General features: G+C 65.4%; 14 protein-coding genes. 11 read left to right on the forward strand and 3 right to left on the reverse strand.

Features of this window, described 5'->3' with window-relative positions; all coding sequences use genetic code 11:
• Positions 1-93 precede the first annotated feature (93 nt).
• The 4 genes from RTK35_RS11980 to RTK35_RS11995 all read left to right on the forward strand — a co-directional run bounded on the left by RTK35_RS11980 (position 94) and on the right by RTK35_RS11995 (position 4,569).
• On the forward strand, positions 94-2,607 hold the full coding sequence (locus RTK35_RS11980; protein ID WP_282886643.1) for a Lon protease family protein: 2,514 nt from the start codon (positions 94-96) through the stop codon (positions 2,605-2,607).
• A 208-nt stretch (positions 2,608-2,815) separates the two neighbouring features.
• The gene (locus tag RTK35_RS11985; protein WP_044410422.1) at positions 2,816-3,157 is read left to right on the forward strand and encodes a hypothetical protein; all 342 of its coding nucleotides are present in this window, start codon (positions 2,816-2,818) and stop codon (positions 3,155-3,157) included.
• 181 nt (positions 3,158-3,338) lie between these two features.
• Positions 3,339-3,833, forward strand: coding sequence for a TIGR00645 family protein (locus RTK35_RS11990; RefSeq protein WP_044410420.1), 495 nt, complete (start codon positions 3,339-3,341; stop codon positions 3,831-3,833).
• 118 nt (positions 3,834-3,951) lie between these two features.
• Complete coding sequence (locus RTK35_RS11995; protein ID WP_044410417.1) at positions 3,952-4,569, forward strand: FKBP-type peptidyl-prolyl cis-trans isomerase; 618 nt, start codon at positions 3,952-3,954, stop codon at positions 4,567-4,569.
• A 136-nt stretch (positions 4,570-4,705) separates the two neighbouring features.
• Here RTK35_RS11995 and RTK35_RS12000 read toward each other — a convergent pair whose 3' ends face one another.
• Complete coding sequence (locus RTK35_RS12000) at positions 4,706-4,954, reverse strand: hypothetical protein (RefSeq protein WP_044410414.1); 249 nt, start codon at positions 4,952-4,954, stop codon at positions 4,706-4,708.
• A 148-nt stretch (positions 4,955-5,102) separates the two neighbouring features.
• Entirely contained in the window at positions 5,103-6,071 is a 969-nt protein-coding gene (locus RTK35_RS12005) for a polyprenyl synthetase family protein (RefSeq protein WP_316908094.1), read from the reverse strand.
• A gap of 244 nt (positions 6,072-6,315) precedes the next feature.
• On the opposite strand from RTK35_RS12005, the gene rplU reads away from it, so the two are divergent.
• The 5 genes from rplU (at position 6,316) to RTK35_RS12030 (ending at position 9,946) form a co-directional block, all read left to right on the forward strand.
• Complete coding sequence (gene rplU / locus RTK35_RS12010; RefSeq protein ID WP_044410409.1) at positions 6,316-6,627, forward strand: 50S ribosomal protein L21; 312 nt, start codon at positions 6,316-6,318, stop codon at positions 6,625-6,627.
• Positions 6,628-6,651: 24 nt separating this feature from the next.
• Positions 6,652-6,909 (forward strand): 50S ribosomal protein L27, encoded by a 258-nt coding sequence (gene rpmA, locus RTK35_RS12015; protein WP_044410405.1) that lies wholly within the window; start codon positions 6,652-6,654, stop codon positions 6,907-6,909.
• Between the two features lie 137 nt (positions 6,910-7,046).
• Positions 7,047-8,267 carry an Obg family GTPase CgtA gene (gene cgtA / locus RTK35_RS12020; RefSeq protein WP_316908095.1) on the forward strand — a complete coding sequence of 407 codons (1,221 nt, stop codon included), beginning with the start codon at positions 7,047-7,049 and terminating at the stop codon, positions 8,265-8,267.
• An 83-nt stretch (positions 8,268-8,350) separates the two neighbouring features.
• On the forward strand, positions 8,351-9,469 hold the full coding sequence (proB, locus tag RTK35_RS12025; RefSeq protein ID WP_044410399.1) for a glutamate 5-kinase: 1,119 nt from the start codon (positions 8,351-8,353) through the stop codon (positions 9,467-9,469).
• 12 nt (positions 9,470-9,481) lie between these two features.
• Positions 9,482-9,946: a CreA family protein gene (locus RTK35_RS12030; RefSeq protein WP_316908096.1), complete on the forward strand. Its 465-nt coding sequence runs from the start codon at positions 9,482-9,484 to the stop codon at positions 9,944-9,946.
• Positions 9,947-10,061: 115 nt separating this feature from the next.
• Here RTK35_RS12030 and rpsT read toward each other — a convergent pair whose 3' ends face one another.
• The gene (rpsT, locus tag RTK35_RS12035) at positions 10,062-10,337 is read right to left on the reverse strand and encodes a 30S ribosomal protein S20 (protein ID WP_316908097.1); all 276 of its coding nucleotides are present in this window, start codon (positions 10,335-10,337) and stop codon (positions 10,062-10,064) included.
• Positions 10,338-10,570: 233 nt separating this feature from the next.
• Between rpsT and murJ the strand changes: the two genes are divergently transcribed.
• Positions 10,571-12,109 carry a murein biosynthesis integral membrane protein MurJ gene (gene murJ, locus RTK35_RS12040; protein ID WP_316908098.1) on the forward strand — a complete coding sequence of 513 codons (1,539 nt, stop codon included), beginning with the start codon at positions 10,571-10,573 and terminating at the stop codon, positions 12,107-12,109.
• A 105-nt stretch (positions 12,110-12,214) separates the two neighbouring features.
• Positions 12,215-13,153, forward strand: coding sequence for a bifunctional riboflavin kinase/FAD synthetase (gene ribF / locus RTK35_RS12045; RefSeq protein WP_316908099.1), 939 nt, complete (start codon positions 12,215-12,217; stop codon positions 13,151-13,153).
• Positions 13,154-13,162: the final 9 nt, after the last annotated feature.

Genomic DNA, 13,162 nt, shown 5'->3' on the forward strand with positions numbered 1-13,162 from the left:
CGGGGCTCGCCGCCACACGCGGAACGCCTTGCCACGCGCTTCCGGCGAGCGCCAGAATGCGGTCATCTCCCGCGTCGCCCACAAGGATTCCCGATGCCCGCTCCATTCGCTGCTTCCCTTCGCCTGGCCCCTGAAGCGCTCACCCGCTGCTTCGACGCCGGCCAGTTCTCCTTCACCACCACCGACGACCTCGAGCCCTTCCGTGGCGTGCTCGGCCAGGAGCGCGCGGTGGAGGCCCTGCAATTCGGCGTGGCGATGCCCCGCGCCGGCTACAACGTCTATGTCATGGGCGAGCCGGGCACCGGCCGCTTCTCCTTCGTGCAGCGCTACCTCAAGGCCGAGGGCAAGCGCCTGGCGACCCCGGAGGACTGGGTCTACGTCAACCATTTCGACGAGCCTCGCGAGCCCCGCGCGCTGCGCCTGCCGCCGGGCGAGGCGAACGCCTTCATCGCCGACATCGGCCAGCTTGTGGATAACCTGCTGGCCACCTTCCCGGCGGTGTTCGAGACGCCCACCTTCCAGCAGAAGAAGAGCGCCATCGACCGCGGCTTCAACCAGCGCTACGACCGCGCGCTGGACGTGATCGAGCGCCTGGCCCTGGAGAAGGACGTAGCGCTGTACCGCGATGCATCGAACATCGCCTTCACCCCGATGAAGGACGGCAAGGCGCTGGACGAGGCGGACTTCGCCCAGTTGCCGGAAGCCGAGCGCGAGCGCTTCCACGATGACATCGCGCTGCTGGAGGAGCGCCTCAACGAGGAGCTGGCCAGCCTGCCGCAATGGAAGCGCGAGTCGAGCAACCAGTTGCGCCAGCTCAACGAGGAGACCATCACCCAGGCGCTGCAGCCGCTCTTGGCGCCGCTCTCGGAGAAGTACGCGGAGAACGCCGGGGTGGTGGCTTATCTGCAGGCGATGCAGGTGAACCTGCTGAAGACCGTGGTCGACCAGTTGCTGGACGACAAGCCGGACGTGCAGCGCCGCGAGATGCTGGAGGAGCAGTACTGCCCCAGCCTGGTGGTGGGGCACCCCGATGGCAGCGGGGCACCGGTGGTGTTCGAGCCGCACCCGACCTACGACAACCTGTTCGGCCGCATCGAGTACGGCACCGACCAGGGCGCGCTCTACACCAGCTACCGCCAACTGCGCCCGGGTGCACTGCACCGCGCCAACGGCGGGTTCCTGGTGCTAGAGGCGGAGAAGATGCTCAGCGAGCCCTTCGTCTGGGATGCGCTGAAGCGCGCGCTGCATTCGCGCCAGCTGAAGATGGAGTCGCCGCTGGCCGAGCTGGGCCGCCTGGCCACCGTGACCCTGACGCCCCAGGTGATCCCGCTGCAGGTGAAGGTGGTGATCATCGGGTCGCGCCAGCTGTATTACACGCTGCAGGACCTGGACCCGGACTTCCAGGAGATGTTCCGGGTGCTGGTGGACTTCGATGAAGAGATCGACTTCAACGAGGAGACCCTGGAACAGTTCGCCCAGTTGCTGAAGACCCGTACCACCGAGGAAGGCATGGCGCCGCTGAGCGCGGATGCCGTGGCGCGCCTGGCGACCTACAGCGTGCGCCTGGCGGAGAACCAGCGGCGGCTGTCGGCGAAGATCGGCGACCTGTTCCAGCTGCACAGCGAGGCGGACTTCCTGCGTCAGCTGGCCGGCGAGCCGGTGACCAACGCCGAACACGTGGAGCGGGCGCTGAAGGCCAAGGCCACGCGCACCGGCCGGGTGTCGGCGCGCATCCTCGACGACATGCTGGCCGGCACCATCCTGATCGACACCGAGGGCGCGGCCGTGGGCAAGTGCAACGGCCTCACCGTGCTGGAGGTGGGGGACTCGGCGTTCGGCGTGCCGGCGCGGATTTCCGCCACCGTCTACCCCGGCGGTTCGGGCATCGTCGACATCGAGCGCGAGGTCAACCTGGGCCAGCCGATCCACTCCAAGGGGGTGATGATCCTCACCGGCTACCTGGGCAGCCGCTACGCCCAGGAGTTTCCCCTGGAGATTTCCGCGAGCATCGCGCTGGAGCAGTCCTACGGCTATGTGGACGGCGACAGCGCCTCCCTGGGCGAGGCCTGCACGCTGATCTCGGCGCTGTCGCGCACGCCGCTGAAGCAGTGCTTCGCCATCACCGGTTCGATCAACCAGTTCGGCGAGGTGCAGGCCGTGGGCGGGGTGAACGAGAAGATCGAAGGCTTCTTCCGCCTGTGCGAGGCCCGGGGGCTGACGGGTGAGCAGGGGGTGATCATTCCCTACGCCAACGTCACCAACCTGATGCTCGACGAACGGGTGGTGCAGGCCGTGCGCAAGGGCCAGTTCCATGTCTACGCCGTGCGCCAGGCCGACGAGGCCCTGAGCCTCCTGGTGGGCGAGCCGGCCGGCGCGCCGGACGAGAAGGGCCGCTTCCCGGCGGGCAGCATCAATGCACGCGTGGTGGCCCGCCTGCGGGAGATCGCCGAGATGGGCATGGAGGAGGAGGAGAAGGCCCCCGCCAAGGACGCGGAGGCTGTTGCTGCTGCCGTCGCTGCCGAGAAGGCGCCGGAGCCCGCCAAGCCGAAGCGCAAGGCGCCCACCCGGAAGGCACCTGCGGCCGAGGGTGGCAAAGCGTCGGAATGATCTGACAGACGGTTTGACGCCGTGCCAGGGAGGGCGCGGCTGGTCAGGCTTCGAGCAAGGCCCCGCAGCACAGGCGGGGCGGCGCTTCGGCGGTTTTGCCGACATTCATTCCACAGGGTTATCCACAGAAGGCGTGGATAAGAATTCCTCGCTTTCCCAGGTTTTCGGGGTGTAGGCTGGGCGCCAGGTTCACGCGAGGAATGTCGTCATGTCCCGCACCCTCTGCCTTACCCGTCAATGCCTGGGGCTGGTCACCCGTATCGAATGCGTGATCCTGCCGCTGGCCGGTGACAACGGTCTGTGGACCCTCATCTGTGCGGCCGGCATTTCCGGCACCCAACCGTCCGCCATTCGAGCCCAGGGCCCATTCCATGGGCCTTTCGTCGCCGAGTCGGTGATGGCGAGCATCGCGGATTGCCTGGGCGAGCTGGGCTACTGCCCCTGCGAGGAACCCATGACCTGGCGCCTGCACCAGCAGGCGGAGCTGCGTCGCCTGAACCAGACGCGAGGGCGCACGCTGGGGAATTGCCTGTCACGCCCGGACAGTTGATGGCGGTTTTTCGAGCATCCGTTGCAACGCCGCAGGCGCAGGCGGCGGCAGCGATCCTTGCAGTGCTCATGCACAGGGTTATCCACAGCTTTCGGGGATATTTCCGGGCGTTTCATTCTGTTTTTCTGTAGGAAAGTGCTCGCTATACTCGCCGCCATTTCCACCCCTGCTGCGAGGCTTCATGGAACGCTTTTTGGAAAACTCGATGTACGCGGCGCGCTGGCTGCTGGCGCCCATCTACTTCGGCCTGTCGCTGGCGCTGCTGGCGCTGGCGCTGAAGTTCTTCCAGGAGATCTACCACGTCATTCCCCACGTCTTCGAGAAGACCGAGGGTGAGCTGATCCTGGTGCTGCTCTCGCTGATCGACATGTCCCTGGTGGGCGGCCTGCTGGTGATGGTGATGTTCTCCGGCTACGAGAACTTCGTGTCGCAGCTGGACATCGACGAGAACAAGGAGAAGCTCAGCTGGCTGGGCAAGATGGACTCCGGTTCGCTGAAGATGAAGGTGGCGGCGTCCATCGTGGCGATCTCGTCCATCCACCTGCTGCGGGTCTTCATGGATGCGCAGAACATCGATAACGACAAGATCCTCTGGTACGTGGTGGTGCACATGACCTTCGTGGTCTCGGCGTTCGCCATGGGCTACCTGGACAAGATGAGCAAGAGCAGCCACTGAACCTTGCCGCAACGGCCGCCCGCCTTCCAGGCCGGCGGGCGGTTTCGTTTCCGGGGTAGGGCGGTGCGGGGGGCTGTGCTAGTCTGGCCGACCTTTTTTCCCTGTGCGGAGCCCGGCCATGTCCGAACTCGATCTTTCCAGTGATGAATCCCGCGTCAGCTACGGCATTGGCCGCCAGCTGGGTGACCAGATCCGTGACAACCCTCCGCCCGGCGTGAGCATCGATGCGGTGGTCGCCGGCCTGCGCGATGCCTTTGCCGGCCAGGAAAGCCGCGTCGACGCGGCCGACCTGAACGCGGCGTTCCGGGTCATCCGCGAGCGCATGCAGGCCCAGGCCCAGGCCAAGGCTGAAGCGGCGGCTGGCGAAGGCCGCGCCTACCTGGCGGAGAACGCCAAGCGCGAAGGCGTGACCGTGCTGCCGTCCGGCCTGCAGTTCGAGGTGCTGGTGGCAGGCGAGGGCGCCAAGCCGTCGGCCGAAGACACCGTGCGCACCCACTACCACGGCACGCTGATCGACGGCACCGTGTTCGACAGCTCCTACAACCGTGGCGAGCCGGCCGAGTTCCCGGTGGGTGGCGTGATCCCGGGCTGGGTCGAGGCCCTGCAACTGATGAATGCCGGCAGCAAGTGGCGCCTGCACGTACCCAGCGAGCTGGCCTATGGCGCGCAGGGTGTGGGCAGCATCCCGCCCCACAGCGTGCTGGTGTTCGACGTGGAGCTGCTGGCGATCCTCTGATCCCGCAAAGAGCGATGCCCGGGCTGGCCGTCCTGGCCCGCCCGGGCACCTGCGGGGCCTTTCCGGCCCCGTTTGCAGGCGGGCGCCCCGGGGCGCCCGCTTGCGGGTGGCGCGTCCTGCACCACCCGGATCTCCGTCATGCCAGGTGGGCGTCCTGTTGCGGCCTCAAGGCCCGCGCGTAGCAGAACAGGAAGAGGTTGCGCACCAGTTCCTTGAGCACCAGCGGCTCGCTGGAGTTCAACCCGGCGAGGTCGAGGTCGCCCTGATCACGCAGTTCGTCGAGGGCTTCTTCTTCCAGCACGGCGCAGATTTCCCCGGTTTCACGGTGGAGGATGCGCAGGTAGGGGTGGGGGCGATCCAGCCAGGCATCGATCAGGTAGGTCATGGCTCATCTCCTTGAAAAGCTGTGAGATGAGAATAATTCCTATTATCAAAATAGCAAGGGTCTATCGGTGCCTTTCGTCGCCAGCCGTTTCCTGCGGGCATGAAAAAAGCCCGCCATGTGAGGAGGGCTTTCCGGTGAGCGCTCTGGCTCAGTGTGTGCGGGCGACGGCGAACTGCGTCAGCTCGATCATGGCGTCGCGGTGCTCGCTGGGCGGCAGGGCGTCCAGGCAGGCGATGGCGCGCTCGGCATAGTCGCGGGCGAGGCGGGCGGTGTAGTCGAGGGCGCCGGCGGCTTCCACGGCTTCGCGGATGCCTTCCAGGTCCTGGCTGCCGCCTTGCTGGATGGCCTTGCGGACCAGTGCGGCCTGCTCGGAGCTGCCGTCACGCATGGTGACGATCAGCGGCAGGGTCGGCTTGCCTTCGGCGAGGTCGTCGCCGACGTTCTTGCCGAGGGTGGCGGCGTCGCCACGGTAGTCGAGCAGGTCGTCCACCAGTTGGAAGGCGATGCCCAGGTAGTCACCGAAGGTCCGCAGGGCTTCGGCCTGGGCTTCGCTGGCGCCGGCGAGTACGGCGGCACTGTGGGTGGAGGCCTCGAAGAGCATCGCGGTCTTGCCGCGGATGACTTCCATATAGGTCTCTTCGGTGGTGCTGGCGTCGCGGATCTTCGACAGCTGCAGCACTTCGCCTTCGGCGATGACACGGGTGGCCTGGGAAATGATGCGCATCACCGGCATGGAGCCCAGCTCGACCATCATTTCGAAGGAGCGCGCGTAGAGGAAGTCGCCCACCAGCACGCTCGGCGCGTTGCCCCACAGGGCATTGGCGGTGGAGCGGCCGCGACGCAGGCCCGAGGCATCGACGACGTCGTCGTGCAGCAAGGTGGAGGTGTGCAGGAATTCGATGGTGGCGGCCAGCAGGCGCAGCTGGTCGCCGCCGAATCCGAGGGCATTGCCGCTGAGCAGGACCAGCAGCGGGCGCAGGCGCTTGCCGCCGGCGGAGACGATGTAGTCGCCGATTTTCTCGACCAGGGGTACGCGGGAGGTGAGTTGCCGACGGATGATGTCGTCGACTGCGGTAAAATCGTCCGCCACCACGCGGTAGAAGGCCTGGGGTTGCATCAGCGAGGGGTGCTCCTTTGAGAATGCGCGGCATGCTAGGGGGCGGGTAGGGGGCTGTCAAGGCAAGCCCCGCCGGTGCTTGCGCGGCTTTTGCGGCTTGCGTACAATCGCGGCCCCTGAACTTCCTTGGGCATTTCCCTGCCTTACGCAATTGCACGGGTTCCAGTTCCGGCCCCATGCAGCCATGCCGACCCATTCTTCTTTCTATAAAGCGTCGGGTGAGCAGGTTTAACGGAGAAAATCCATGTACGCAGTTATCGTTACCGGCGGCAAGCAGTACAAAGTCGCTGAAGGTGAATTCCTGAAGATCGAGAAGCTGGAAGTCGCCACTGGCGAATCCGTGACTTTCGATCGCGTTCTGCTGATCGGCAATGGCGACGACGTGAAAATCGGCGCTCCGGTTGTCGATGGCGCCAAAGTGGTTGCCGAAGTGGTCTCTCAAGGCCGTCACGACAAGGTTCGCATCATCAAGTTCCGTCGTCGTAAGCACCACATGAAGCGTCAGGGCCACCGCCAGTGGTTCACTGAAATCAAGATCACCGGCATCCAGGCCTAATTTCCTTTTTGGAGGATTTGACTCATGGCACACAAAAAAGCTGGCGGTTCTACCCGCAACGGTCGCGACTCAGAAAGTAAACGCCTTGGCGTGAAACTGTACGGCGGCCAGGTCATCAAGGCCGGCAACATCATCGTTCGTCAGCGCGGCACCAAGTTCCACGCCGGCGTCGGCGTTGGCCTGGGCAAGGACCACACCCTGTTCGCGAAAGTGGACGGCGTTGTGAAGTTCGAGGTCAAAGGCGCCTTCGGTCGCAAGTACGTGAGCGTCGTCGCGGCCTAATCGCGATCTCGCTGCAAAAGCCCTGTCTCGCGACGGGGCTTTTTTGTTTCTGACAGCGGAAACTGCGCGTAGCGCCGGCTCCCTGTATCCTTGTGTTCCTTTTTAATTGGCCCGCCACCGTGGCGGGAGGCTTCCTGATGAAATTCGTCGATGAAGTTTCGATCTTTGTAAAAGCAGGCGACGGCGGCAATGGCCTGATGAGTTTCCGTCGCGAAAAATTCATTGAGAAAGGCGGCCCCAACGGTGGCGATGGTGGCGACGGCGGTTCCGTGTACATGGAAGCCGATCTGAACCTCAACACCCTGGTGGATTACCGCTATACCCGTCGTTTCGATGCCCAGCGTGGCGAGAACGGCGGCAGCAAGGACTGCACCGGCCGCAAGGGTGAAGACCTTGTCCTGCCGGTGCCGGTCGGCACCACGGTGATCGATGCCGGCACCCAGGAAATCATCGGTGACCTGACCGTGCCCGGTCAGCGCCTGCTGGTGGCCCAGGGTGGTTGGCACGGGCTGGGGAATACCCGCTTCAAGTCCAGTACCAACCGCGCGCCGCGCCAGACCACCAAGGGCAAGCCGGGCGAGTCCCGCGACCTCAAGCTGGAGCTGAAGGTGCTGGCTGACGTCGGTCTGCTGGGGCTGCCGAATGCGGGCAAGAGCACGTTCATTCGTGCGGTGTCGGCCGCCAAGCCGAAAGTGGCGGATTACCCCTTCACTACCCTGGTACCGAACCTGGGTGTGGTCAGCGTCGGGCGCTTCAAGAGCTTCGTCGTGGCCGACATCCCCGGGTTGATCGAGGGCGCTGCCGAGGGTGCTGGCCTGGGGATTCGCTTCCTCAAGCACCTGGCGCGTACGCGCCTGCTGCTGCACATCGTCGACATGGCGCCGCTGGACGAGAGCGATCCGGCCGAGGCGGCTGCGACCATCGTTGAGGAGCTGGGGCGCTTCAGTCCGGCGCTGACCGAGCGTGATCGCTGGCTGGTGCTGAACAAGGCCGACCAGTTGCTGGATGAAGAGCGCGAAGCACGCATGAAAGAGGTGATCCAGCGCCTCGGTTGGGAAGGGCCTGTATTCGTCATCTCCGCCCTGGAGCGCGAGGGGACCGAGGCACTTTCCCAGGAGATCATGCGTTACCTCGACGAGCGGACCCTGCGCATGGAGGAGGACCCGGCCTACGCCGAGTCGCTCGCCGAGCTGGATCAGCGCATCGAGGACGAGGCACGTGCTCGCCTGCAGGCCCTGGATGATCGCCGTGCGCTGCGTCGTGCCGGTCTGAAGAGTGCCGACGAGGCCGATGACGACGATGATTTCTTTGATGACGAGGACGACGGCGACGGGCCGGAGATCTTCTACGTTCCCTGATGACCGCGCCTTCGGGCGCACCGGATGATCGCCATAGGCTGTGCGCCATGGGCCGCACGGCTTTCTAGCTAAGGTTGGAAGATATGCGGGACAAGGTGACTGGCGCGCAGCGCTGGGTGGTGAAGATCGGCAGTGCTTTGCTGACCGCTGATGGGCGTGGCCTCGATCGCGATGCCATGGCGGTGTGGGTGGAGCAGATGGTGGCGCTGCGCAACGCGGGCGTCGAACTGGTGCTGGTGTCGTCCGGCGCGGTGGCGGCGGGCATGAGCCGGTTGGGCTGGAACACCCGCCCGAAGGCCATGCACGAGCTGCAAGCTGCCGCTGCCGTCGGGCAGATGGGGCTGGTGCAGGCCTGGGAATCCAGTTTTGCCGAGCACGGCCGTGGCACTGCCCAGATCCTTCTGACTCACGACGACCTTTCCGACCGCAAGCGCTACCTCAATGCGCGCAGCACCCTGCGTGCACTGGTCGACCTGGGCGTGATTCCCGTCATCAACGAGAACGACACGGTTGTCACCGATGAGATCCGCTTCGGTGACAACGACACCCTGGCGGCCCTGGTGGCCAACCTGGTGGAGGCGGACCTGCTGGTCATCCTCACCGACCGCGATGGCATGTTCGATGCCGATCCGCGTCACAACCCCGATGCCCAGCTGATTTTCGAAGCGCGTGCCGATGATCCGGCGCTGGACGCCGTGGCGGGTGGCACCGGTGGTGCGCTGGGGCGCGGTGGCATGCAGACCAAGCTGCGTGCAGCACGCCTGGCGGCGCGCTCCGGGGCGCACACGATCATCGTTGGTGGCCGTATCGAGCGCGTGCTGGATCGCCTGAAGAGCGGCGAACGCCTGGGTACGCTCCTGGCGCCCGAGCGCGGCATGCTGGCCGCCCGCAAGCAGTGGCTGGCCGGCCACCTGCAGACCCGCGGCACCCTGGTGCTGGATGCGGGGGCGGTGAAGGCGCTGCGTGCCGATCACAAGAGCCTGCTGCCGGTGGGTGTGAAGGCGGTGCAGGGCAGCTTCCGTCGGGGTGAGATGGTGGTCTGTGTCGACCCCGAGGGGGGCGAGGTGGCGCGTGGCCTGGTGAACTACAGCGCTCTGGAAGCGCAGAAGATCATTGGGCAGTCGTCCGAGATGGTGGAGAAGCTGCTGGGCTATGTCGGTGAGCCCGAACTGGTGCACCGGGACAACCTGGTCCTGGTCTGACGAGGAGGTGTCATGAGGCTTCTGAAGGGATTGCTGGCGGCCGTGGCCGCGATGCCGTTGCTGGTGGCGGCCGAGGAGATCGGCTCGGTCTCCACGGTGTTCAAGTGGCTGGGGCCCAATGACAAGATCGTCATCGAGGCGTTCGACGATCCCAAAGTGGAAGGGGTGACCTGCTACCTCTCGCGAGCCAAGACCGGTGGCGTGAAAGGTGGCCTGGGTTTGGCCGAGGATCGTGCGGAGGCCTCCATTGCCTGTCGGCAGGTGGGGCCGGTGCGTTTCACGGCTGAGCTGAAGGATGGCGAGGAAGTGTTCAAGGAGCGCACCTCGCTGGTGTTCAAGACCATGCAGGTGGTGCGCTTCTTCGATCGCAAGCGCAACACGCTCGTCTATCTGGTCTACAGCGACCGGATCATCGAGGGCAGTCCGCAGAACGCGGTGACGGCCATTCCGATCATGCCCTGGTCGAACAAGCCCTGAGTCAACGATGGAAAGCCCGGTTCGCCGGGCTTTTTATTGCCTGGCGGATGTGCAGTGCCAAATCGCGGGCAATAAAAAACCGGCCATCAGGCCGGTTTTTCGTACAAGAACGAGCTTAGGCAGCAGCCTGGCCCAGCGCCTTGATGTGCGCGTTCAGGCGGCTCTTGTGACGAGCGGCCTTGTTCTTGTGGATGATGCCTTTGTCGGCCATGCGGTCGATGACCGGTACAGCAGCGGTGTAGGCTGCTTGGGCCTTGTGCAGGTCCTTGGCGTCGAGCGCCTTGACTACGTTTTTGATGTAGGTACGGACCATGGAGCGCAGGCTGGCGTTATGGCTACGACGCTTCTCAGCCTGTTTCGCGCGTTTTTTGGCAGAAGGTGTATTGGCCACCGTCAAGCTCCTCGGAAACTGGGGGATACGAACAAATAAGGCCGCGAATCATGCCGATGCACTGTGGCGATGTCAAGGGCGGTTGAGTGCCCTTGCCGTGGCGGGCGACGAGCGTGCAACGTGATTTCTTCGCTGCGCAGCTCTACACTCGCGCGCTCCGGGGCTGCCCGGGCGTCGGCTTCTGCGGTCGCGCATTCTTTCCTTCGGCCTCCTGGGATGCAAGCTTTTACGTCATGAATCTGCTCAAGTCGCTGGCCGCCGTCAGCTCCATCACCATGCTGTCGCGGGTACTGGGCTTCGTTCGCGACACCATCGTGGCGCGTGCCTTCGGTGCCGGCATGGCCACGGATGCCTTCTTCGTCGCCTTCAAGCTGCCCAACCTGCTGCGGCGGATCTTCGCCGAGGGGGCGTTCTCCCAGGCGTTCGTCCCGATCCTGGCGGAGTACAAGAGCCAGCAGGGCGAGGAGGCGACCCGAACCTTCATCGCCTACGTGGCGGGGCTGCTGACCCTGGCGCTGGCGCTGGTCACGGCGCTGGGCATTCTTGCGGCGCCCTGGGTGATCTATGCCACCGCTCCCGGCTTCACCGACACCCAGGAGAAGTTCGAACTGACCACCGACCTGTTGCGGGTCACCTTTCCCTATATCTTCCTGATCTCGCTGTCGTCACTGGCGGGCGCGGTCCTGAACACCTGGAACCGCTTCGCGGTGCCGGCCTTTGTGCCGACGCTGCTGAACGTAGCGATGATCGTCTTTGCGGTGTTCCTCACGCCTTATTTCCATCCGCCGGTGATGGCGCTGGCCTGGGCGACCCTGGCGGGCGGGCTGGCCCAGTTGCTGTTCCAGCTGCCGGCGCTCAAACGCATCGGCATGCTCGTGCTGCCGCGCCTGAACCTGCGCGATACCGGCGTCTGGCGGGTGCTGAAGCAGATGGGGCCGGCCATCTTCGGGGTCTCGGTGAGCCAGATCTCGCTGATCATCAACACCATCTTCGCGTCCTTCCTGGTGGCCGGCTCGGTGTCCTGGATGTACTACGCCGACCGCCTGATGGAGCTGCCCTCCGGCGTGCTTGGCGTGGCGCTCGGTACCATCCTGCTGCCGTCGCTGGCCAAGACCTACGCCAATGACGACCGCACGGCCTATTCCGAGCTGCTGGATTGGGGGCTGCGCCTGTGCTTCCTGCTGGTGCTGCCCTGCGCCCTGGCGTTGGCGCTGCTCGCCGAGCCGCTGACGGTGTCGCTGTTCCAGTACGGCAAGTTCACCGCCCATGACGCGCTGATGACCCAGCGCGCGCTGATCGCCTACGCCGTCGGTCTGCTCGGGATCATCCTGGTGAAGGTCCTGGCGCCCGGCTTCTATGCCCGGCAGAACATCCGCACCCCGGTGCGTATCGCCCTGCTGACCCTGGCGGTGACCCAGTTGCTCAACCTGGTGCTGATCGGGCCCTTGCAGCACGCGGGCCTGGCACTGGCCATCGGGCTGGCGGCCTGCCTCAACGCGGCGTTGCTGTTCTGGCAATTGCGCCGGCAGCGTCTTTTCCTGCCCCAGCCGGGCTGGGGTGTGTTCCTGCTCAAGCTGCTGGTAGCGGTTGCGGTGATGGGGGCGGTCCTGGTGCTGGGCGCTGCCTGGCTGCCGGCCTGGGACAGCGGTGGCATGCCCGAGCGTCTGGCGCGGCTGATGCTGCTGGTGGTCGCCGGGGCGGGCAGTTATTTCGCCACCCTGGCGGTGCTGGGTTTCCGCCTTCGCCACTTCGCCCGACGGGCTGTCCGATAGCGGGGTTGTGCCCTCCGGAGAGCGGCTTTGCGACACGTCAGACGTGCCTGTTGTGATGGCGCGGCTGTGCGTATAATCGGCCACTTTGTGAACAAGACGTGTGCTATGCAGCTGGTCCGAGGTCTTCATAACCTGCGGCCCCGATCCGGGGGCTGCGTTGCCACCATCGGCAATTTCGACGGCGTCCACCGGGGTCACCAGGCCATTCTCAAGCGCCTGCGCGAACGCGCGGCCGAGCTGGGCGTACCCAGCTGCGTGGTGATCTTCGAGCCCCAGCCCCGTGAGTTCTTCGGCCCCGATACCGCCCCCGTCCGCCTGACGCGCCTGCGCGACAAGCTTGAGCTGCTGGCTGGCGAGGGCGTGGATTTCGTCCTGTGCCTGGCGTTCAACCGGCGCTTGCGCGAGCTGTCCGCTGCCGAGTTCGTCCATGCGGTGCTGGTGGAAGGGCTGGGCGTGCATCACCTGGAGATCGGTGACGACTTCCGCTTCGGCTGTGATCGCGCCGGAGACTTCGCCTTCCTCCAGGCCGCCGGGGAGGCCGAGGGCTTCACCGTCGAAGCCGCCGCCACCGTCGAACTGGATGGCATGCGGGTCAGCAGCACCCGTGTCCGCGAGGCCCTGGCCGCCGCCGACTTCCCGCTGGCCGAGCACCTGCTCGGGCGGCCCTTCAGCATCACCGGCCGTGTCCTGCATGGCCAGAAGCTGGCCAGGCAGCTCGGCACGCCGACTGCCAACGTGCAACTCAAGCGACGCCGTGTACCGCTCTCCGGGGTCTTCCTGGTCAGCGTGGAGCTGGATGGCCAGCGCTGGCCCGGTGTCGCCAACATCGGCGTGCGCCCCACCGTGAAAGGGGATGGCAACGCCCACCTGGAAGTGCACCTGCTGGATTTCGCCGCCAACCTCTACGACCGGCGTATCAGCGTCACCTTCCACCGCAAGCTGCGCGAAGAGCAGCGATTCGCCTCCCTGGAGGCCCTCAAGTCGGCGATTGACGCGGACGTCGCCGCAGCCCGTGCCTACTGGCAGGGCGCCCACCTTCAATGATGAGCCTGG

It is taken from the genome of Pseudomonas sp. zfem003, assembly GCF_032621675.1.
GTDB classification, from domain to species: domain Bacteria; phylum Pseudomonadota; class Gammaproteobacteria; order Pseudomonadales; family Pseudomonadaceae; genus Metapseudomonas; species Metapseudomonas otitidis.